Below are 21,108 nucleotides of genomic sequence, written 5' to 3' on the forward strand. Positions count from 1 at the left end.
CTCAAGACTCCTGCAGCCCGTAAAGCAGCGGCATCAATCCCGCCAAGGCTCTGAAGCGCTCCCACGACTTGGCGGACGGCTTCGTCCAGCCCGTTTCGGCCAGCGCGGAAATACGTGGGAAGACGAGACGGTCGAACACGGCGCGATCGGTCATCGGTTCGGACCAGATGCAGGCCTGGATGCCGAGAAGTCTTTGTTTCTGCGCTGCCGTCCAGCCGCCGACCGGATCGAAATTATAGAGCTTTTCGGCATCCGAGGTTCCTGCCCAGCTGGCGCCGGGCTCGTCCCAGTCGGGCCTCAGCGCCATGTCGAGGTAATAGACCTGTCCGGGGCAGACGACCATCTGATAGCCGCGTTCGGCGAGTTCGGCCGAGACCTCGACATTGCGCCAGCTGCAGAGATAGCTCTTCGATTTGTCGATGACATCGCCGTGCGCCGCCTCTTCCCAGCCGCCGGTGATGCAGCCCTTGCTCGCCAGGAAGCGCTGCACCCGCTCCAGGAACTCCGCCTGCAGGATGGCCGCACCCGAGCCGTGAATATCGTCGGCGCCGTGAGTGTTGGTGACGACGTTCAGCCGTTTGGCGTGGGCATCGGCAACCTCATTGCCGGCGACGGCGCGCAGACGCGCAAGCGCTTCCGGCGAGCCCGACCAGGCGCCGAGGGGAACTTCGTCGGCGCCGAGATGGATCGTCTTGAACGGAAAGAGTTCGATAAGCTCGGAAAGGATCGTCTCGACGATCTGGTAGGTCTGCTCGCGGGCCGGGTTAATGCAATTGTCGGGAAAGCCTTGGACCGAGTAGTAGCTGCCGGTTTCATCCGGATCACGCAGCTCCGGTATCGCCTGCTGCATGGCGTAGCAATGGCCGGGCATGTCGATCTCCGGCACGATTTCCACGCCAAGGCCTTTTGCATAGGCGACGATATCGCGGATGACTGATTTGGTGTAATAGCCGCCCGTTCGCGCCGGGCTTGACCCCAGCAGCGGCGGCACCGCAAGGCCGTGGCCGCGCCAGGCGCCGATCTCGGTCAGAGCGGGATAGGCATCGATTTCCACGCGCCAGGCTTCGTCGTCGGACAGGTGCCAGTGGAAACGGTTGAGCTTGTTCCAGGCCAGAACCGCAATCAGCTTCTTGACCTCGGCCGCGCCATAGAACTGGCGGGCGACATCGAGATGCAGGCCGCGCCAGCCCATCGACGGCTCGTCGGCGATCTCGCCGGATGCAGGAAACTGGAAAACGCCGGGATGCAGCCTCGCACCGCGCCAGATCTGACCGAGTGTCACGAGGCCGTAGAGGAAGCCGGTCCGGCTGCGCGCCTCGATGGCGATCGTTTCGCCGTCGAAGCTCAGCCGATAAGCCTCCGCTCCCATGCCGGCTGCGTCCCTCAGGGCAACCGGAACGGCGCCTTCCGCTTCACTGCGCACGATGCCTTCCACCGCGAAGAGATGGTCCACCAGCGCTGCGAAGCTCCGGGCGGCCGCTTCCCCTTCGGCGCTCTGCGCCTGCGGCGCAAAACCGGCGGGCAGCGGCCGGCGTGAGCTGACCGCCACGCGGTTCGGCCAGGGAATGATCGACACCTGGACGGGCGCATTGGCGGGAACGGGATAGATCTCGGCGCCGCGCTTCAGCGGCGCATTGCTGACGGAGGACCGCGTCGGCTCGATGGACAGCACGACGGTGCCGCCGTCGGAGAGCGCGAGATAGCCGCTCGTCGCGCCGTCCGTCCAGTGGCGGAACTGCCAGCTCAGCGCATAGACCGATATCGTCCACGTCTCGCCCGCGCCGAGAACGAAATTGGCCGGCGGTTTGAATTCGGTGAAATTCGACAGCCGCTGCGAGACGGTGGCGCCTTCGACGCGTCCGGCCGGATCGACGCGGCCCGGGCCGCTCACGCAGAGAGAAAAATCCGAAAGCGGCTCGGTGCCGAGGTTCCTGAGGCGCAGGACATAGGAAAATTCCTTGCCGTCGGCCGGCGGGTTCCAGAGGGTTTCGAGCCGCAGGGCTTTCGGGCGCGGTATGGACATGGTCACTGGTTCCTCGTGAAAATCAGGCTTGAACATTCCGCGCGAGTGCGGGAGCTGAATTTGATGTCAATCAAATTGATTTAATATTGATAGTCAGTTTCCCGCCGGGGCGTCAACCGTCGATCGCGAATTTGCGACGGCCTGCTTCCATAACTTTCGCCTTGAGGCGGCAGCCGGAACAGCCCTGACACCGAGCATCCGATTTTCGTACAAATTACGCGTCGTCGCCGCCATGTTAACGATTAAGGTACCTTTAAGTACCATAATTTGCTCAACGATGGCGAATTGACCTACCCGAACACGGGTCGATAAGCATGAGGCTGCTCGCCATGGCCCGGATGTCCCGGGATGCACCACATCCAACTTCCGAAACAGGCGAATTTCCAATGACGAGCATCAATACGAACAATTCGGCGATGGCAGCCCTTCAGACGCTGCGCAGCATCAATTCCAACCTCGAATCGACGCAGAACAGTGTTTCCACCGGTTATCGCGTCGATACCGCATCCGACAACGCTGCCTACTGGTCGATCGCCACCACGATGCGGTCCGATAACAAGGCCCTTTCTGCTGTGTCCGACGCCCTTGGCCTCGGTGCAGCAAAGGTCGATACGGCTTACACGGCAATGGAAAGTGCGATCGACGTCGTCGACGAGATCAAGGCCAAGCTGGTGGCCGCAACGGAAGACGGTGTCGACAAATCCAAGGTCCAGGAAGAAATCAGCCAGTTGCAGGAACAGCTGATGAGTATCGCCCAGTCGGCGTCGTTCTCCGGCGAGAACTGGGTCGCCGGCGAGAGCAGCACGAAGAGCGTGGTATCGTCCTTCGTTCGCGACGGCTCCGGCGCCGTTTCCGTTAAAATGACCGATTATGCTCTGGATACCGGCTCCATGGGCAACGTCCTGTTTGGCATGAGCGGCGGTTCGATCGAAACCTCCTCGGGTATCCTCGGCACTTCGTCGGGCGCGACCGGTTCGGTCTATTCGATGGATATCACCGACTTCACGCTCGGCCAGATCCAGTCGGCGCTGACGACAGTCGAATCCGCGCTGTCGGCGATGACCTCTGCCGGTGCGCAGCTGGGTTCGATTTCGACGCGTATCGAACTGCAGGAAGATTTCGTCAGCGCGCTGTCCGACTCGATCGACTCGGGCGTGGGCCGGCTGGTCGATGCCGACATGGAGGAAGAGTCGAGCAGGCTTTCCGCGCTGCAAACCCAGCAGCAGCTTGCGATCCAGTCTCTGTCGATCGCGAATTCGTCGTCCCAGAACATCCTGTCGCTCTTCCGCGGCTAATCGTACTGGTCGAGGCAAAGGGAGCCGGGCGCATAGCACGCCCGGACCACATTCGCTGATCGAGCACCGAGTCTGGCCCTCCCGGCCAGGCTCGGTCGCATTGTCGGCGAAAATGCCGCTGCCGGCATTTTTCTCCGCAAGCCAATACGGCTGCCCGGGCCTTCCAAGACCGGTTGCCCCTCCCCCGATTGTCGGTAAGATTTCTCTCAATCTTTTTGCGTCATCCTTCGATTCCCCTCTGATGCCAATCGATGAGATCCCGATGTCCCCGGATTTTACCCGCAGTTTGCAGATGCCCCGACGTGAAGAGCTTGGCCTCTCCACGATCGGCAACGGTTCCGGCCTGTCGATATCGGCGCTGCCGAACGGCACGCTGTTTGCCATCGAATATGCCGACGACAAGGGATCGGTGCAGATCAATCAGATCCAGGGATCGCCGCTCATCGGCGGCATCGGCCGCCTCTATCTGCGTATCGGCGGTCCTGCGCCCGATGTCGTCGAGATCGTCGGCCCTCGCGCCGCCGGCAGCTTCGGGTCCGATGCGACGAGTTTTTCCTGGAGCGGCAAAACAGGCGACATCGGCTACAAGGTTCGCCTCGAGCTTCACCCCTCCGAAACCGCCTGGTTCTGGCGCGTGTCCCTTCGGCATCTGAAGCGTGGAAACGTTCCGGTGGATCTGGTGCTGGTTCAGGACCTTGGCCTCGGCGATCGCGGCTTCCTGATGAACAGCGAAGCCTATGCCTCGCAATATGTCGATCACCATATCGCCGAGCACGAGACATTCGGCCCCGTCCTGATGAACCGGCAAAACCTCAAGCAGTCGGGTGCGCGCAATCCCTGGATCGTGCAGGGCTGCCTTGAGGGCGCGGCCGCCTATGCCACCGATGCGATCCAGCTGGTGCAGGCGAAAGAGCGCCGCGGCGACATGCTGGTCGGTCCCTTCGGCACCAGCCTGCCGAGCGAACGGCGGCAGCAGGAGACGGCATGTCCGGCCATCCAATCGAAATCCTTCCCGGTGCCGGCAAGCGGCGCGAGCGCGACTTTCTTCGCCCTGTTTGCTGCTGATCATCCCGAAGCATCGAGCGATGCCGATCTTTCGCGGCTCGATGGGCTCGCAGCGACGGAAGGTGCTGTAACCGATATTGCGGAAACCGAACCGGTCCGCAGCCTGCTGCAGGATGCAGCCCTGCTCAAGGCCGAGCCGCTCGACAAAAAGGCGATTGAGCGGCTCTATCCGGAACGGAGCCTGGAAGAACGCGCCGGCGGAAAGCTTCTTTCATTTTTCGTGCCGAACGGCGTCCTGAACCGCCACGTTGTCCTCAGCGAAAAGGAGCGCCTGGTGGCGCGCCGCCACGGCGCGATCGTCCGCAGCGGCCAGAACATGCTGCTCGACGATTCCACGCTTGCCGCCACGTGCTGGATGCAGGGCATCTTCGCCGCGCAGCTGACGATCGGCAATACCTCCTTCCACAAGCTCTTTTCCGTGTCCCGCGACCCCTACAATCTGACGCGCGCCAGCGGGCTGCGCATCATGGCCGATCTCGGCGCCGGCTGGCAGCTTCTGGGGGTGCCCTCGGCTTTCGAAATGGGGCTCAGCGATTGCCGCTGGATCTATCGTTGCGCCGGCCGCACCATCACCGTCGCGGCAGCCGTCTCCGGCGAGGATGCGGCCATGCAGTGGACGATTTCGGTGGAGGGCAAGCCGTGCCGCTTCCTGGTGTTCGGCCATGTCGTTCTGGGCGAGCGCGAATATGACGCGGGCGGGCGGATCGAGTTCGATCCATCCGGGAAACGTATCCGTTTCCTGCCGGATCCGGCCTGGCTCTGGGGTGATCGATACCCCGATGCCAGCTATTGGATGGTGAGTTCGACGCCCGATGCCATCGAGGAGATCGGCGGCGACGAACTGCTCTATACCGACGGCGTTGCCCGCAACGGCGCCTTCGTCGCGTTGCGCTCCCGGTCAACGCAGGCGCTGTCCTTCGCCGTCGTCGGTTCGATGACCGATGCTGAAGAAGCCGAGCGCCTGGCGCAGCGGTATGAGGCCGGCATCGCCGACCAAGCCATGCTTGCGCCGGCATCGAAATTCTGGCGGAAGACCGTGCATGGCCTGACGACCGGCGGCACATCGCCCGACCTCGCCGCACAAACGACCCTTCTGCCCTGGCTCGCCCATGATGCCATCGTGCATCTGAGCGTGCCGCACGGCCTCGAGCAATATACGGGTGCGGCCTGGGGTACGCGCGACGCCTGCCAGGGGCCGATCGAATTCCTGCTCGCCTATGAACATGACCGCGAAGCCAAGGAGGTGGTGAAAACCGTCTTCAGCGAACAGTACCTGGAAAAAGGCGATTGGCCGCAATGGTTCATGCTGGAGCCCTATTCCAACATTCGGGCGGGTGACAGCCACGGTGATATCGTCGTCTGGCCGCTGAAGGCGCTCTGCGATTATATCGAAGCGACCGGCGATCTCGCTATCCTCGACGAGAAGGTCACCTGGCGCGACGAAAAGACCATGCAGAAAGCGGCGGAGATCGACACCATCGCGATCCATGTCGAGAAACTGCTCGATACCGTCCGCGAAGCTTTCATTCCGGGGACGCATCTGATCCGTTACGGCGAAGGAGACTGGAACGATTCCCTGCAGCCAGCCGACCCGCATCTGCGCGACTGGATGGTCAGCAGCTGGACGGTTGCTCTGCTCTACGAGCAGGTCGTCCGCTATTCCGCGATCCTGCGTCGTCATGGGTCCGGCGAAAAGGCCAAGGCGCTCAGGAAGATCGCGACGGCGATGCGCCGGGATTTCAATCGCCATCTCATCCGCGACGGCGTGGTTGCCGGCTATGGTATCTTCGATCCCGAACATGACGGCGTCGAATTGCTTCTGCACCCGAGCGACCGGCGCACCGGCCTCTCCTACTCGCTGATCTCGATGACGCAGGCGATGCTCGGCGGCCTGTTCACGCCGGTTCAGAGGCACGATCATATGAAGCTGATCGAGAAGCATCTGCTTTATCCCGATGGCGTGCGGCTGATGGAGAAACCTGCAACCTATGCCGGCGGGCCTGAGACGCTGTTTCGGCGGGCGGAATCCTCTTCCTTCTTCGGCCGCGAGATCGGGCTGATGTATGTGCATGCGCATTTGCGCTATTGCGAAACGCTCGCCCTGGAAGCCGAGGCGGACGAACTCTGGAAGGCAATCGCCGTCGTCAATCCGATCGCCGTCACATCGGCGCTGCCGCACGCTTCGCTGCGCCAGCGCAATACCTATTTCAGCAGCAGCGATGCGGCCTTCCATGACCGCTATCAAGCGGCGGCCGACTGGGCGCGGGTCAAGGCGGGCAAGATCGCCGTCGACGGCGGCTGGCGCATCTATTCGAGCGGCCCGGGCCTCTACACAAGGAGCTTCGTCGAGAACATCCTCGGCTTCAAACGGCGCTTCGGTCGGCGCAGACGCAAGCCGCTTCTGCCCGCCGCCCATGCCTCCGTCGCTCTGCAAACGGATCACGCCGCCTGGCGGCGGCTGATGAAGCCTCAGCGCAAAGATTAAGACGAGGTGCTGGCGCCGCGCAGCTCTTCGAAGCGCGCGGTGCTTTTCGACAAGTGAGTCCGGATGGCGCGGCGTGCGGCGGATTCGTTGCCGTCGCGGATCGCCGCGAAGATGGCGTGGTGTTCCCTGCGCATGCGCGCCGCATGGCGCTTGCGCTCGGCGGCCGTCATCTTGTCCAAGCGCGCCCACTGCCGCGGCACCATGATGTTGCCGAACGTATCGAAGAGACGGCCGTAATAGGAATTCTGCGTCGCGACCAGAATGGACCGGTGGAAGGCATAGTCCTCTTGCGCGCCATATCCGCCTTCTTCCAGCGCCCTGTCGAGGGCGTCGAGGCGATCCTGCATGCGATCTATATCTTCCTGCGTGCGCCGCAAAGCGGCAAGGCCGGCGGCTTCATATTCCACCCCCATGCGCAGTTCCAGCACGCGCAGGACCTCGTCGATCGACTGCAGGTCGTTGGGAATGATCGAGAAGGATCGCGGCTTGGGATCATCAGAGACGAAAGCTCCGAGGCCCTGATGCGTGGTGATCAGCCCCTTGGCACGCAGCGTGGCGAGCGCCTCGCGCACGATTGTCCGGCTGACGCCGGTCGCCGCCATGATCGCCTGTTCGGTCGGCAGACGCTGCCCGGGTTTCAGGTCACCGGACTCAATCTGCGCCGTCAGCGTATCCGCGAGGCTGCTGCGCAGGTTCGGCGGTTGGCGAGTGGCATCGAAGACCGTTTTGTCCCTGTCCGTCATCCCTTGTCCAAGTCCTGCGTGTCGATACGGCTGCGCCGGCCGCGCTGCTGTTGCTAGCGCATGGCGGCAGGAAAGGCAAAACGATGCGAGCCACTGCGGAAGCGCCGTGGCTCGCCATTTGAGGCGGTCAGCGTGCGAGCCAGCCGCCGTCGACGGGCAGCACCGTCCCGTGCACGTAGTCCGATGCCGGCGATGCCAGGAAGACGGCGGCACCGCCGAGTTCGGACGGGGCTCCCCAGCGCCCGGCCGGAATGCGGGCGAGGATCGCGGCATTGCGGTCAGGATCTTCGCGCAGCGCCGTCGTGTTGTTGGTGACGAAATAGCCCGGAGCAATGGCGTTGACGTTGACGCCCTTGGCCGCCCATTCGCAGGCAAGCAGCTTGGTCAATCCGGCAAGCCCGCTTTTCGAAGCGGTATAGGATGGGATGCGGATGCCGCCCTGGAAGGAGAGCAGCGAGGCGATGTTGATGATCTTACCCCTGCCCTTTTCGACCATGTGGCGTCCGGCCGCCTGCGACAGGAAGAAAGCGGTCTTCAAATTGACGTCGATCACCGCGTCCCAGTCTTCTTCGGTGAAGTCGAGCGCATCGGCGCGGCGAATGATGCCGGCATTGTTGACGAGAATGTCGAGGCCGCCGAAGGTGCGGATCGTCTCGTCGACGATCCCCTTGACCGGTTCGATGGTGGAGAGGTCGGCCTTGACCACGTGGAAGCGGCTGCCCGCTTCCTTCACCAATGCTTCGGTTTCGTCCATCGAGGAACGCCCGACGGCGACGATGGAGGCGCCCGCTTCGGCGAGCGCGGCCGCGATGGCCTGGCCGATACCGGTGTTGGCGCCGGTGACGACGGCAGTCCTGCCGGAAAGGTCGAAGGGGCTTGCCACAGCGCTCACCTCAGATCCGCAACGGCGATGTGGTCCATGTCGGTGAAGCTCTTGTTGTCGCCGGCCATCGCCCAGATGAAGCTGTAATTGCGGGTGCCGGCGCCGGAGTGGATCGACCAGGGCGGCGAAATGACCGCCTGCTCGCTGGCCACCACCATATGGCGGGTCTGCTGCGGCTCGCCCATGAAATGGAAGACGCGCTGGTCGGCTTCGAGATCGAAATAGAGATAGGCTTCCATGCGCCGGTCGTGCGTGTGCGCGGGCATGGTATTCCAGACACTGCCGGTCTCGAGCATCGTCAGGCCCATGGTCAGCTGGCAGGACTGGCAGATTTCGGGATGGACATACTGGTAGATCGACCGCTTGTTGGAGGTCGCCGGGTCGCCGGGGCTGAGATGCCTCGCCTTGTCGCGCGTGAGCAGCACGGTCGGATGCGTGGCATGGGCCGGCGTCGAGACGAGGTAGAATTTTGCCGGATCGGCGGCATCGACGCTTTCGAAGCGGATGTCGCGCGCACCCTTGCCGACATAGAGGCAATCATACTTGGCGAGATCGTAGCTCGCGCCGTCGACGACGATGCGGCCGGCGCCGCCGATGTTCAGGGCGCCGAGTTCACGTTCGGCAAGGAAGGTTTCCTGCCCGATCGCCGTCGGCGCCGTCAGCGTCAGCCCAGGAGCGAGCGGCGTGGCGCCGCCGATGACCATGCGGTCGTAATGGGAATAGGTGAGCCGGATCTCGCCGCCTTCGAAGATGGTTTCCACCAGAAAGTGACGCCGCAGCGTCTCCGTGTCGAAATTGCGCACGGCCTCGGGGTGGGAGGCGTGCCTCACGTCGATCTGCATGTCCATTTTCCTTCAGCTTCGTTGTCGTCTGGCATTGTCGGTATCGCGGAAGCCGGGTTTCGCCCGTCGTCTTCTGCTGCCGTGGTATCCGGCTAGTTACATAGTTGTACGACAAGTTTGGTGTCAACAGGTTTGTCCGGGCGCTCGCCTGATGAGATGCCTGGCTGGAAAAGCACGGAAGAAAATTTGAGACCGAACAGGGGGCGAGAAGGAGGCGGTCAAAACGAAAAAGCCTGCCGCGGGAGGAGGTGCGGCAGGCTTTCGAGAAAAACCGAACGACAGCTGGGAGGAGGAGTGCCGTCGTTCCCGCAAGCGACCCTGGGAGGAGGATGGGGCGCCTGCATTCTCGAAGGGATGCGGGAGGAGGTGCATCGCTTCGATAGAAATAATCATACTTATTTCCTGCTCAGTTGATAGGCATTTCTTTGCAGGGCAGCTATGCGCTATGCGAAGGGCGGGAGGCTTGATCGCGGCAGAGTGCCGTCGGGCGGCGGCACAAAAGCAAAGCGCCCGCTTGGGAGGAAGCAGGCGCTGGCAAGTTTCGAAGATGCTTGGTCTAAGCGGCCGTTAGCGGGCGATGGCTGCACGGGCGATGTTGCGGATGTCGCCGCGGCCGATGCCGAGGTCGTCCAGTTCGCGCGTGGACATACGGCCCAGTTCAGCGACCGTCTGACGGTACTTGCGCCAATTGTTGAAAGAGCGTGCTACGTTCATGATGATCCCTTTCCGTGGGCTTTCGAAGCTTAGCTGCCAGTCCTTGGCGCTTCGTTCGCTTCGATGAGCTTCATATAGTACGAGACCCTCGATTGTTGCAGCGCCAATGCATCACTGCACCTATGCAGGGAATGCATGGATTGCTGGGGAGGCTCAGAGTTTGAAGCGGTCGAAAGCCGTCAGGCGCAGGATCGGCGGATCCGCCTCGGTCCAGCGGTAGATTTCCGAGCGAAGGTAGGAAAGCTCTTCGGGAAGATCCTCTTCGCCGATCTCGATCCACCAGGATTTCAGACGGCCGTCGCTGCCGTCCGACCAGCGGTAGCCTCGCGCCTTCAGATGGTCCTTCATCTCGAAGGGGCTATGTTCCGCAAAGATGCGGATGCGGGAACGCTGGCTGGCGCGGTAAAGCTCCGCGAAGGGCCTTTCGCCGTCGACCTGCGCCTGGTCGAGGATTTCGAGCAGCGCGTGGCAGTCGTCTACTGCGCGATGGCCCTCGTGGAAGTAACCGGCCTGGCCGACGAGATAGCCGAGCTTGGTGCCCTCGAAACCGCGGGCGCTCCAATCGATCTCCGACACCGAGCATGCCCAGGCCTTGTTGGCGAAGATCTTCGAGAAGGCCTCGCAGAACGGCCGGTCGAAACCGGCATTGTGGGCAATGATTAGATCCGCCGGTTCGATCAGTTCGCTGAGCGCCCGGATGTCGATCACCTGCCCTTCGACCATGGCATCGGTGATCCCGGTCAGCCGGGTGATCTCGGCCGGGATCGGCCGGGACGGTTGCTGCAGGCCGCCATAGACGCCGACGACGTCGCCGACCGCGCCGTCCTCATCGAACGTGAAGGCGACCGCGCCGATTTCGATGATCTCTTCGCTGCGGTGGTTGAGACCTGTCGTCTCCGTATCGAGAATGACGCCGAGCCGTGAAAATTCCGGCCGCCTGACTGCCGCAATCGGCCGCGGCGCGAGCTTTCTGAGGATGCGATAATTGCCGCTCTCTTCCAGCACCCGCGCCATGTCTTCATCGGAACGGACGGCAGCTTGCGGCGGCCTCCGGCGCGACGGACCATGCGCCTTGGCCGTCGCGGGCGATGCCTTGGCAAACATGTCGAGTTGCGAATCTCTGTGCACGCTCATCGGACCTGTATGTCATGGCAGCGCGGTTTAATCCATTGCAGCCGGGTTTATCCAATGGAGAGTTCCGCCTCGTTTGCCGGTGTCGGTGGCGCGCGGGGCTCCCTTGCCTTTCGTGGGCTTGGAGCTTAGCCCTTTGATCCCAGGCTCAAGCGTCCGGCGCTCGGTACTGAATGGACGTGAAGGAGAACGCATGCCCGGTGATACCAGCAGGAACGCGGATAAGGATGTCGTCATCATCGGCGCCGGTGCTGCCGGCATTGCCGCTGCCCGCAGGCTGCAGGCAATCCGCCCGGATCTTTCCATTCTCCTGCTCGAAGCGGGAGATCGTCTCGGCGGCAGAGCCTGGACGGTCGGGCTGCCGGGCGTTGCCGATGTGGGGCTCGACCTTGGCTGCGGCTGGCTGCACGGCGCGCGCGGCAATGCCTGGACCGAAATAGCCGGCGACGTCGGCTTGACGGTCGACCGCACCCCGGCCCCCTGGAATGGCGGTCGGCGGCTTGAGCGGGACGATGCGGAGGTTCGCGCCTCGCAAGCAGCGGTCAGCGCCTATTTCGAACGGCTGGAGAGCCATGAAGGCGAGGATGCCGACATGGCCGGAGCACTGGAGCCCGGCAATCCCTGGAATGGTCAGATCCGGGCGATCGGCACCTACATCACCGGCGCCGAACTGGAGAGGTCTTCGATCGCCGATTACAACAGATACGACCCCGGCGCCGGACCTGACTGGCGGGTGCGCGAGGGCTACGGAACCCTTATCTCCCGCTATGGCGAGCCGGTTCCGGCAAGGCTCGGCGTCGAAGTCACGCGCATCGACCATCGCCATGCCGACCGCATCGGCATCGAGACGAACAAGGGGTTGCTCAGCGCCCGCGCCGTGCTCGTTACCGTTTCGACGAATGTGCTTGCCACCGAAAAGATCGCCTTCGATCCTCCCCTTCCCGAGAAGATCGAGGCGGCCGCGCGTTTGCCGCTCGGGCTCGCCGACAAGCTGTTCCTCAGGCTCGCCAATCCGGAGGTCCTGCCGGCAGACACGCATATGCTCGGCTCCAACAGTCGCGGCGCGACCGGCACCTATCAGCTCCGGCCGTTCGGCGCGCCCGTCGTCGAGGCTTATTTTGCCGGCGACCTCTCGCATGATCTGGAGCGGGAGGGCAAAGAGGCCGCTTTCGCCTTCGCCGCCGATGAACTGGCGGCGCATTTCGGTGCGGATATCCGCAAGGAGCTGTCGGTGGCGGCGATCTCGGCCTGGGCCGCGGCACCTCATATCGGCGGCTCCTATTCCTACGCCGAGCCCGGCGCCTCCGATCTGCGCGGGGTTCTCGCGGCACCGCGTGATGAGCGGATCTTCTTTGCCGGCGAAGCCTGTTCGCGCTCGCGTTATTCGACCGCGCACGGCGCTTACGAGACCGGCGTCGCCGCCGCCGAGCTGATCGCCGGCTCGTTTCCGCGACCCTGACCGCCTCCGCCGCGACGGCAGGGAAATATTTTTTCCCACTTGTGGCCCGGGCGGGATTGGTTATGCTGCCCTTGCCCCTCGCGCTACCCAAGCCCAGGGCGCTGTACCTCATCACCCCGGCGGCAAGCGGCCGCCTCAAGCACGATACTGTCATTGATTGCAGAAGCCCCGGCTTCTACCCCGACGCTTTTGCGCGCCGGCTGCGGGTTTCCGCATGAGGAGGAAAAATGGATTATCGCAAGCTCGGCCCCAGCGGGGCCGTCGTCACCGCCTATTGCCTGGGCACCATGACCTTCGGGGCGGAGGCCGACGAGACGGCCTCGCACAAGCTGCTCGACGATTATTTCGCCTGGGGCGGCAATTTCATCGATATCGCCGATGTCTACAGCGCCGGCAAGTCTGAGGAGATCATCGGGCGCTGGCTGAAGGCGCGTCCGACCGAATCCCGCCAGGCGATCGTCGCCACCAAGGGCCGTTTTCCGATGGGCAACGGGCCCAACGATATCGGCCTGTCGCGCCGGCATCTCGGTCAGGCGCTCGACGATTCGCTGCGCCGCCTCGGCATCGAGCAGATCGACCTCTATCAGATGCACGCCTGGGACGCGCTGACGCCGATCGAAGAGACGTTGCGCTTCCTCGATGATGCGGTTTCATCGGGCAAGATCGGCTATTACGGCTTCTCCAACTATGTCGGCTGGCATATCGCCAAGGCATCGGAGATTGCCAAAGCGCGCGGCTATACGCGTCCGGTGACGCTGCAGCCGCAATACAGCCTGCTGGCGCGCGACATCGAACTCGAAATTGTCGCCGCCTGCCAGGATGCCGGCATGGGCCTCTTGCCATGGTCGCCCCTCGGCGGCGGCTGGCTGACCGGCAAGTACAAGCGTGACGAGATGCCGACGGGCGCGACCCGCCTCGGCGAGAATCCCAATCGCGGCAGCGAATCCTATGCGCCGCGCAATGCGCAGGAACGCACCTGGGCGATCATCGGCGCCGTCGAGGACGTCGCCAAGGCCCGCGGCGTCAGCATGGCGCAGGTGGCGCTCGCCTGGACGGCGGCGCAGCCGGCCGTCACCTCGGTCATTCTCGGTGCCCGCACGCCCGAACAGCTCGCCGACAATCTCGGCGCCATGAAGGTCGAGCTTTCCAACGAGGAGATGGCAAGGCTCAACGAGGTCAGCGCGCCGCAGCCTCTCGATTATCCCTATGGCAAGGGCGGGATTGCCCAGCGCCACCGCAAGATCGAGGGTGGCCGCTGAGGCTTCCGACCTCGGGCGTGACCAGGCTGTAGAATACGAAAAGCCGCCATGGTTCCATGGCGGCTTTTCGAGAGATTGACCGGCGCTTCGCGGCTGCCGTCAAGCGGCCTGTACGGCCGCGTTCAGCGGGATTTCGACGTCGATTTCCAGCGTCGAGACATATTCGTTGCGATCGATCGTCACCTGCACCTTGTCGTGGTCGAGCTCGACATGCTTGGCGATCACTGCAAGGATTTCCTCGCGCAGCAAGGTGACCAGGTCCGATCCCGCCGAGGCGCGCTCGTGGGCGAGAAGCACCTGAAGGCGTTCGCGGGCGGCGGGCGCGGTTCTCTGCTTGTTGAAGAGACGGAAAATATTCATGCCGCCCTCCGTCCGAAGATCTTGCCGAAAATATTGCGCTTTTCCTCGGGGATCGCGATCGGCAGGGTCTCGCCGGCGAGCCGGCGGGCGGCATCGAAATAGGCCATGGCGGCCGGGCTGCGGCTTTCGGCCAGGGTGACCGGTGCACCGACGTTGGAGGCGCGCAGCACATCCATGCTTTCCGGCACGATGCCGAGCAGTGGGATGGACAGGATCTCCAGCACGTCGTCGACCTTCAGCATGTCGCCGCGTTCGGCGCGGTTGGCGTCGTAGCGGGTCAGCAGCAGGTGCTTTTCCATCCGCTCGCCGCGTTCGGCCTTGGCCGTCTTGGCATCGAGCAGGCCGATGATGCGATCGGAATCGCGGACCGAGGAAACTTCCGGATTGGTGACGACGACGGCAACATCGGCATGACGCATGGCAAGTGTTGCGCCGCGCTCGATGCCGGCGGGGCTGTCGCAGATGATCCAGTCGAAATAGCGCTTCAGGTCGTTGATGACCCGCTCGACGCCCTCGGGCGTCAGATTGTCCTTGTCGCGCGTCTGCGAGGCGGGCAGCAGGAACAGCGTCTCCAGCCGCTTGTCGCGGATCAGCGCCTGGGTGAGCTTGGCATCGCCCTGGATGACATTGATCAGGTCGTAGACGACCCGGCGCTCCGCGCCCATCACCAGATCGAGATTGCGCAGGCCGACGTCGAAATCGACGACGACGACCTTTTCATTGCGTTGCGCCAGCGCCGCTCCCAATGCGGCGGTCGAGGTCGTCTTTCCGACCCCGCCCTTGCCTGACGTGACGACGATCACTTTCCCCATTTCTCTCTCCTTTGCCGTAGCTGCGACAAGTCAATGTGTGACGGCGTCCTTTGCGCGTCTCGACGACGCGCTACGCCCTAATCAGATCAGTTTTTCCGCCATGATCGCATCCTCTTCGAGCCAGAGCTGAACAGCCTGTCCGCGAAGATTGGGCGCCATGTCTTCCGCCATCTTGTAGATGCCGTCGATTGCAACGAGCTCGGCCTCGAGCTTCCGGCAAAAGATCCGCGCCGATGCGTTTCCGACGGACCCCGCCATGGCTCGGCCGCGCAGTGCCCCGTAGATATGGACGGAACCGCCGGCGATGACCTCGGCGCCGGAAGCGACCGATCCGACGATGGTGACGTCGCCTTCCGGGAAGATCACCGACTGCCCCGAGCGCACCGGCTCCCGGATGACGATCGATTGCGTTGTTGCCGGACGGGTCTCAATGATCGCAGGTTTGCCGGCCGGCTCGGCCGGCTCATTCGCCTGAACCTCGATGTCGGAAGCCGAGCGGCCGCCCTTCAGCGCCGGCGGCATGCCCGCGCCGAGAATGGAAGGCCGCGCGCCCTCGATGCCCATGATGCTGACATTGCGCTTGGCAAGCTCGGCGATGAGCTCCTTCAGCTGCGGCTTGTCGATTTGCAGGTCCGTCAGATCGAGGACGACAGGCCGTCCCAGGAAGAAACCGGCCGAACGTGCGGCCAGATCGTCCAGTCTGGCCAGCCAATCATCGAAAGGAAGGTCCGGGGACAGCATGACCGCCAGGAAAGAGCGGCCCTTGATGCGGATAGAGCGAGCGTCTGTTAGCACTTTGGTCATCTATGTGAATAATTCGTTGACCATCTCTACCGCCGACATGGTTAACAAAAGGTTAACGTGGCCCCGAAATTCCCTAACGTAATGCCACTTCCTTCGGTCGAAGATTTTATTTAAGTGAATGAAAAGATTGAATTAATATGAAGAGTGAATAATCCTCATATATGATCGGAATGAAGATCTGTTGCTCGGCGATCACGCCGACGGGATCACGCGGTTCTTAGCGCTGCGTTAACCCCTCGGCGACTCACCGCATGCGCCCGGAGGCGCTGGTCCTTCTCGGCAATGACGGTGCAGCGCCGGGATCTCATTCCTCCGCTGTTTCGCCCGCGATCTGTTTGACGGCATCCGCCGCCGCTTCGAGCAGACGCTCCGACATGCCCTGATCGGTCATGATGCGAGAGATGGTTACGGCGCCCACCATGAGGGACAGGACGACCATGGCTTTGTCATAGGGTTTCGTGCCGTCCGATGCCGGGATCAATTCGTCGAGAATCTGAAGGTGCGCCTCGATGCCATTCTGGAACGGAAGTCGCACCTCCTCGCTCTGGCGTGCCGCATCTGAGCCAAGCGCGGCCAAGGGGCAGCCGTCACCTTTCTCTCCCTGGTGCCCGGTCGACAGATACATGCCGACAACCGCGGCGAAGGGATCGGCACTTCCGGCGGCAACCCTCGACCACCTGCGAATGGCGCTCTCCATTGCCCGACCGGATGCCAGCGCCACAAGATCATCCTTCGATTCGAACTGCTTGTAGAACCCGCCTTGGGTGAGGCCGGCTCCTTTCATCAGGTCTTTCAGCCCGATGCCGTCGAATCCATGCTCCCGGAAGAGCCGGCTTGCGACATTGATCACCGTTTCACGATTGGCCTCGGCCTGAGCGCGACTGACTCTCATTGCGATCTCCAATTAGATTTCATTTGACATCTATAACAGAATTAGATTTAGATCGCAATCTAATTCAAGGGCTGCGCCCGTCAATAAGGCTTACTGACATGAACCGCAAAATCCTCCTTGCCTCTTTCGGCCTTCTGGCGGCTGCCGGCGCCACGGCGTTCGTGCTTTTCGGAATCTCCTCGAAAGGAAGCGCGCAAGCCGCCGATCCCCGGATCGCGCCGCCATTCGTCAAACTGGCGGAAGCCAAGAAGCCGGAAACGGCCGAACGCACCTTTACGGGCACCATTGCCGCCCGCGTGCAGAGCAATCTCGGTTTTCGTGTGTCCGGCAAGATCTTGCAGCGTTATGTGGACGTTGGCGAACAGGTCAAGGCCGGCCAGCCTTTGATGCGCATCGACGAGACCGATCTGCGTCTCGCACTGACTGCGAAACACAATGCCGTTGTCTCCGCGCAAGCTGTGTTGACGCAAGCGCAAGCTGACGAGAGACGCTACGCTGCTTTGACGAAAAGCGGATTGGCGGCGGCTTCGCCGCAGCGCTATGAACAGGCAAAGGCTGCGCTCGACACTGCAACGGCTCAACTGGCCGCAGCCGAAGCGGAGGCAAGGGTCGCTGAAAACGCCGCAACTTACGCTCTGTTGGTTGCCGATGCTGACGGGATCATTGTCGAAACGCTCGGAGAGCCAGGTCAAGTCGTGACGGCGGGACAAACCGTGATCCGTCTGGCGCAGGCCGGCCCGAGAGAAGCGCTCGTCTGGCTTCCGGAGTCGCTGCGGCCGCAAATCGGCGAGATAGCCGACGCAAGCATCTACGGAAACGAGAGCCGGCAGGACAAGGCGCGGCTTCGCCAGATTTCCGATGCTGCCGATCCTCAAACCCGCACCTATGAGGCGCGCTGGGTTCTGGATGGCGCTGCAGCAACGGCGCCGCTGGGCGCGACGGTGACGATCAGAATCTCCAGCAGCAGCGGCCAATCGCATGCCGCGGTGCCGATCGCCGCAATATTGGACGATGGCAATCGAACCGGCGTCTGGGTCTTCGATCAGGCATCTTCGACCGTCCACTTCCGGCAGGTGAAAATAGAACAATTGGGTGAGGAGGTGGCGGTGGTTTCCAGCGTCAAATCAGGCGAGCCGGTCGTCGCTCTCGGCGCCCATCTGCTGCAGGACGGCGCCAGCGTGCGCACCAAGGCAGAACAGGCAGAGGCGGCAAACTGATGACCTTCAATCTTTCCGCGCTCGCCGTTCGCGAGCGGGCCGTCACTCTGTTCTTCATCGTTCTGCTGGCCGCCGCCGGCGCCTATGCATTCGTCAAGCTCGGGCGCGCCGAGGACCCCTCCTTCACTATCAAAACCTTGACCGTGACGACCGTGTGGCCGGGGGCGACTGCGCGCGAGATGCAGGATCTGGTCGCCGAGCCGCTCGAGAAGCGCCTCCAGGAACTCACCTGGTACGATCGTGTCGAGACGACAACGCGGCCGGGATACGCCTTCTTGACCGTCACCTTGAAGGACAGCACGCCGTCCACGGCCGTCGAGGAGGAATTCTATCAGGCGCGGAAGAAGCTTGGAGACGAGGCCCGCAACCTGCCGAGAGGCGTGCTCGGTCCCTTTGTCAATGACGAGTATTCCGATGTCAGCTTCGGGCTTTACGCGCTGAAGGCCAAGGGCATGCCGATGCGTGAGCTCGCGCGCCAGGCCGAGGTGATCCGCCAGGATCTTCTGCATGTGCCTGGAGTCAAGAAGATCAACATCCTCGGAGAGCGGCCCGAACAGATTTTCGTCGAGTTCTCCTATGCCAAGCTCGCCACCCTCGGCATTTCGGCCCAGGACATCGCGAGCGCCTTGCAGCGGCGAAACACCGTGACACCGGCGGGGTCGATCGATACGCGCGGGCCGCAGGTCTTCATTCGCTTCGATGGCGCCTATGACAGCATCCAGGCGATCGCCGATACGCCGATCGTCGCGGCCGGACGCACCTTGAAACTCTCGGATTTTGCCGAAGTGCGGCGCGGCTACCAGGATCCCGCCACCTATCTCATTCGCCATGACGGCGAGCCTGCCATCATGCTTGCCGCGGTAATGCAACAGGGCTGGAACGGCCTGGAACTCGGCAAGGCGCTGGAAGAAAGATCCGGCGCGATCGCAAAGACCCTGCCGCTCGGCATGACGCTCGCCAAGGTCAGCGACCAGGCCGTCAATATCGACGAAGCCGTCGGCGAGTTCATGCTGAAGTTCGCCATGGCGCTCGGTGTCGTATTGTTCGTCAGCCTTGTCAGCCTCGGTTGGCGTGTCGGCATCGTCGTTGCTCTGGCCGTTCCGCTGACCCTTGCCGTCGTCTTCCTCATCATGCTGGAAACCGGCCGGTTCTTCGATCGCATCACCCTTGGTGCGCTCATCCTGGCGCTCGGCCTCCTGGTCGACGACGCCATCATCGCCATCGAGGTGATGGTGGTGAAGATGGAAGAGGGGATGGACCGCATCAAGGCGGCCGCCTATGCCTGGAGCCATACCGCCGCCCCGATGCTGTCCGGCACGCTCGTGACGATCATCGGGCTGATGCCGGTCGGCTTTGCCAGGTCAACCGCCGGCGAATATGCCGGCAACATCTTCTGGGTCGTCGGCTTTGCGCTCATCGTCTCCTGGATCGTCGCGGTGATCTTCACGCCCTATCTCGGCGTCAAGATGCTGCCGGCGATCAAACCGGTCGAAGGGGGCCATCACGCCATTTATAACACCCCGAACTACCGGCGCTTGCGGCGGCTGATCGAGTTTACCGTGCGCCACAAGTTCGTCACTTGTGCGGTGGTTGCCATCGCCATGGGCGCCTCCGTCGTTGGAATGGGATCGGTGAAAAAGCAGTTCTTCCCGACGTCGGACCGTCCCGAAGTCCTCGTCGAAGTCCGCATGCCGGAAGGCACCAGCATCGAGACGACGACGGCAGCGGTCGAGAAGCTCGAAGGGTGGCTGCAGCAGCAACCGGAGGCAAAGACCGTCACCAGCTATGTCGGCCAGGGTGCTCCCCGCTTCTTCTTTGCCATGGCGCCGGAATTGCCGGACCCGTCTTTCGCCAAGATCGTCGTGCTGACCCCCGACGCGCACACGCGCGAGGCCCTGAAGCTTCGGCTGCGTGCGGCCGTTTCGGACGGGCTCGCCCCCGAAGCCTATGTCCGCGTCACGCAGCTCGTCTTCGGTCCTTACACGCCGTTTCCGGTCGAGTTCCGGATCACCGGCCCGGATCCGGACCAACTGTACCAGATATCCGAGAAAGCCCTCGATATCATGAAGAGCGTGCCGGATGTTCGCCAGGCAAACCGCGATTGGGGCAACCGCACGCCGGTGCTGCGTTTCGTTCCCGACCAGGATCGGCTGAACCTGATCGGCCTGTCGCCGGCCGAGGCAGCCCAGCAGCTGCAATTGCTGCTGAGCGGAATTCCGATCACGGAGGTTCGCGAGAATATCCGCAGCGTGCCTGTCGTTGCACGCAGTGCCGGCGGAAACCGGCTCGACCCGTCACGATTGGGAGACTTCTCGCTGATGAGCCGCGATGGGCGACAGGTCCCGCTCGATCAGATCGGTCACTCGGAAATCCGCTTTGAAGAACCGATCCTGAAACGCCGTGACCGCACCCCCGTTATCACGATCCGTTCCGATATCAGCGAGGGGGCGCAGCCGCCAGAAGTCTCAGAGCAGATTCTCAAGGCGCTTCAGCCGCTCATCGCCTCGCTTCCTGTGGGATATCGTATCGAGATGGGCGGCAACATCGAGGAATCGCTCAAGGCCAACGCCGCCCTCGTCAAAATCTTCCCGGCGATGATTGCCGCCATGCTGATCGTTATCGTGCTGCAGGTCCGCAGCCTGTCGACGATGACCATGGTCATGCTGACGGGACCACTCGGGCTTGCCGGGGCGGTTCCGGTCCTGCTGCTCTTCGACAAGCCCTTCGGCTTCAATGCCATTCTCGGATTGATCGGGCTGGCGGGAATTTTGATGCGCAACACCCTGATCCTGACGGAACAGATCAAGGAGAACAAGGCAGCCGGTCTCGACGATTATCACGCCGTCGTCGAGGCGACGGTGCAGCGGACGCGTCCCGTCATCCTGACAGCCCTTGCCGCCGTGCTTGCCTTCATTCCTCTCACCCATTCGGTGTTCTGGGGGTCGATGGCCTATACGCTGATCGGCGGAACGGCGGTCGGCACAGCGATGATCCTGCTCTTCCTTCCCGCTCTCTACGCCAGCTGGTTCCGCATCAAGCCGACGAAAAATGAAGGCCATGCAAATTCGCCAAGCGAGGTGGAGTTACCGGCAGCGATGGCTGCCGAGTAGGCGAACTCGAGAGA

Annotated in this window: 16 protein-coding genes; 6 read left to right on the top strand and 10 right to left on the bottom strand. The window is 62.7% G+C overall.

The genetic code is table 11. The features are described from left to right. Nucleotide 1 precedes the first annotated feature (1 nt). Nucleotides 2-2,023: a beta-N-acetylhexosaminidase gene (locus tag CO670_RS00750; RefSeq protein ID WP_097588515.1), complete on the bottom strand. Its 2,022-nt coding sequence runs from the start codon at nt 2,021-2,023 to the stop codon at nt 2-4. A 386-nt stretch (nt 2,024-2,409) separates the two neighbouring features. On the opposite strand from CO670_RS00750, the gene CO670_RS00755 reads away from it, so the two are divergent. After that, nucleotides 2,410-3,318: a flagellin gene (locus CO670_RS00755; protein ID WP_088674927.1), complete on the top strand. Its 909-nt coding sequence runs from the start codon at nt 2,410-2,412 to the stop codon at nt 3,316-3,318. Between the two features lie 262 nt (nt 3,319-3,580). Beyond that, the gene (locus tag CO670_RS00760) at nt 3,581-6,868 is read left to right on the top strand and encodes a cellobiose phosphorylase (protein ID WP_097588516.1); all 3,288 of its coding nucleotides are present in this window, start codon (nt 3,581-3,583) and stop codon (nt 6,866-6,868) included. Here CO670_RS00760 and CO670_RS00765 read toward each other — a convergent pair. From CO670_RS00765 to CO670_RS00785, 5 genes are all read right to left on the bottom strand, one after another. After that, on the bottom strand, nt 6,865-7,611 hold the full coding sequence (locus tag CO670_RS00765) for a FadR/GntR family transcriptional regulator (RefSeq protein ID WP_097588517.1): 747 nt from the start codon (nt 7,609-7,611) through the stop codon (nt 6,865-6,867). The two genes, CO670_RS00760 and CO670_RS00765, sit on opposite strands and share 4 nt — an antisense overlap. A gap of 127 nt (nt 7,612-7,738) precedes the next feature. After that, on the bottom strand, nt 7,739-8,503 hold the full coding sequence (kduD, locus tag CO670_RS00770) for a 2-dehydro-3-deoxy-D-gluconate 5-dehydrogenase KduD (RefSeq protein WP_280951311.1): 765 nt from the start codon (nt 8,501-8,503) through the stop codon (nt 7,739-7,741). After that, a complete protein-coding gene (gene kduI / locus CO670_RS00775; RefSeq protein ID WP_088674930.1) occupies nt 8,500-9,336 on the bottom strand; it encodes a 5-dehydro-4-deoxy-D-glucuronate isomerase in 837 nt (278 codons plus the stop codon). The genes kduD and kduI overlap by 4 nt, the downstream gene beginning before the upstream one ends. A 567-nt stretch (nt 9,337-9,903) precedes the next feature. After that, complete coding sequence (locus tag CO670_RS00780) at nt 9,904-10,050, bottom strand: DUF1127 domain-containing protein (RefSeq protein WP_088392288.1); 147 nt, start codon at nt 10,048-10,050, stop codon at nt 9,904-9,906. Nucleotides 10,051-10,203: 153 nt separating this feature from the next. Then, complete coding sequence (locus tag CO670_RS00785) at nt 10,204-11,184, bottom strand: 3'-5' exonuclease (RefSeq protein ID WP_097588519.1); 981 nt, start codon at nt 11,182-11,184, stop codon at nt 10,204-10,206. 190 nt (nt 11,185-11,374) lie between these two features. Here CO670_RS00785 and CO670_RS00790 point away from each other — a divergent pair, with 190 nt between their 5' ends. Both CO670_RS00790 and CO670_RS00795 read left to right on the top strand, forming a co-directional pair. Continuing rightward, nucleotides 11,375-12,640, top strand: a complete 1,266-nt coding sequence (locus CO670_RS00790) for an FAD-dependent oxidoreductase (protein WP_097588520.1) — start codon at nt 11,375-11,377, stop codon at nt 12,638-12,640. 227 nt (nt 12,641-12,867) lie between these two features. Further along, complete coding sequence (locus tag CO670_RS00795; RefSeq protein WP_097588521.1) at nt 12,868-13,899, top strand: aldo/keto reductase; 1,032 nt, start codon at nt 12,868-12,870, stop codon at nt 13,897-13,899. Nucleotides 13,900-13,998: 99 nt separating this feature from the next. On the opposite strand, the gene minE is transcribed toward CO670_RS00795, so the two are convergent. The 4 genes from minE to CO670_RS00815 form a co-directional block, all read right to left on the bottom strand. After that, nucleotides 13,999-14,259 (bottom strand): cell division topological specificity factor MinE, encoded by a 261-nt coding sequence (gene minE / locus CO670_RS00800; RefSeq protein WP_004674690.1) that lies wholly within the window; start codon nt 14,257-14,259, stop codon nt 13,999-14,001. After that, nucleotides 14,256-15,071, bottom strand: coding sequence for a septum site-determining protein MinD (gene minD, locus CO670_RS00805; RefSeq protein WP_097588522.1), 816 nt, complete (start codon nt 15,069-15,071; stop codon nt 14,256-14,258). Before minD ends, minE begins: the two co-directional genes overlap by 4 nt. Nucleotides 15,072-15,152: 81 nt before the next feature. Then, entirely contained in the window at nt 15,153-15,875 is a 723-nt protein-coding gene (gene minC, locus CO670_RS00810; RefSeq protein WP_097588523.1) for a septum site-determining protein MinC, read from the bottom strand. 304 nt (nt 15,876-16,179) lie between these two features. Then, nucleotides 16,180-16,767, bottom strand: coding sequence for a TetR/AcrR family transcriptional regulator (locus CO670_RS00815; protein WP_097588524.1), 588 nt, complete (start codon nt 16,765-16,767; stop codon nt 16,180-16,182). Between the two features lie 98 nt (nt 16,768-16,865). On the opposite strand from CO670_RS00815, the gene CO670_RS00820 reads away from it, so the two are divergent. Continuing rightward, nucleotides 16,866-17,984 carry an efflux RND transporter periplasmic adaptor subunit gene (locus tag CO670_RS00820; protein WP_097588525.1) on the top strand — a complete coding sequence of 373 codons (1,119 nt, stop codon included), beginning with the start codon at nt 16,866-16,868 and terminating at the stop codon, nt 17,982-17,984. Beyond that, nucleotides 17,984-21,094, top strand: coding sequence for an efflux RND transporter permease subunit (locus tag CO670_RS00825; RefSeq protein WP_097588526.1), 3,111 nt, complete (start codon nt 17,984-17,986; stop codon nt 21,092-21,094). The genes CO670_RS00820 and CO670_RS00825 overlap by 1 nt, the downstream gene beginning before the upstream one ends. The last annotated feature ends 14 nt before the right edge of the window (nt 21,095-21,108 follow it).

The organism is Rhizobium sp. J15 (genome assembly GCF_002531825.1).
Classification (GTDB): Bacteria; Pseudomonadota; Alphaproteobacteria; order Rhizobiales; family Rhizobiaceae; genus Rhizobium.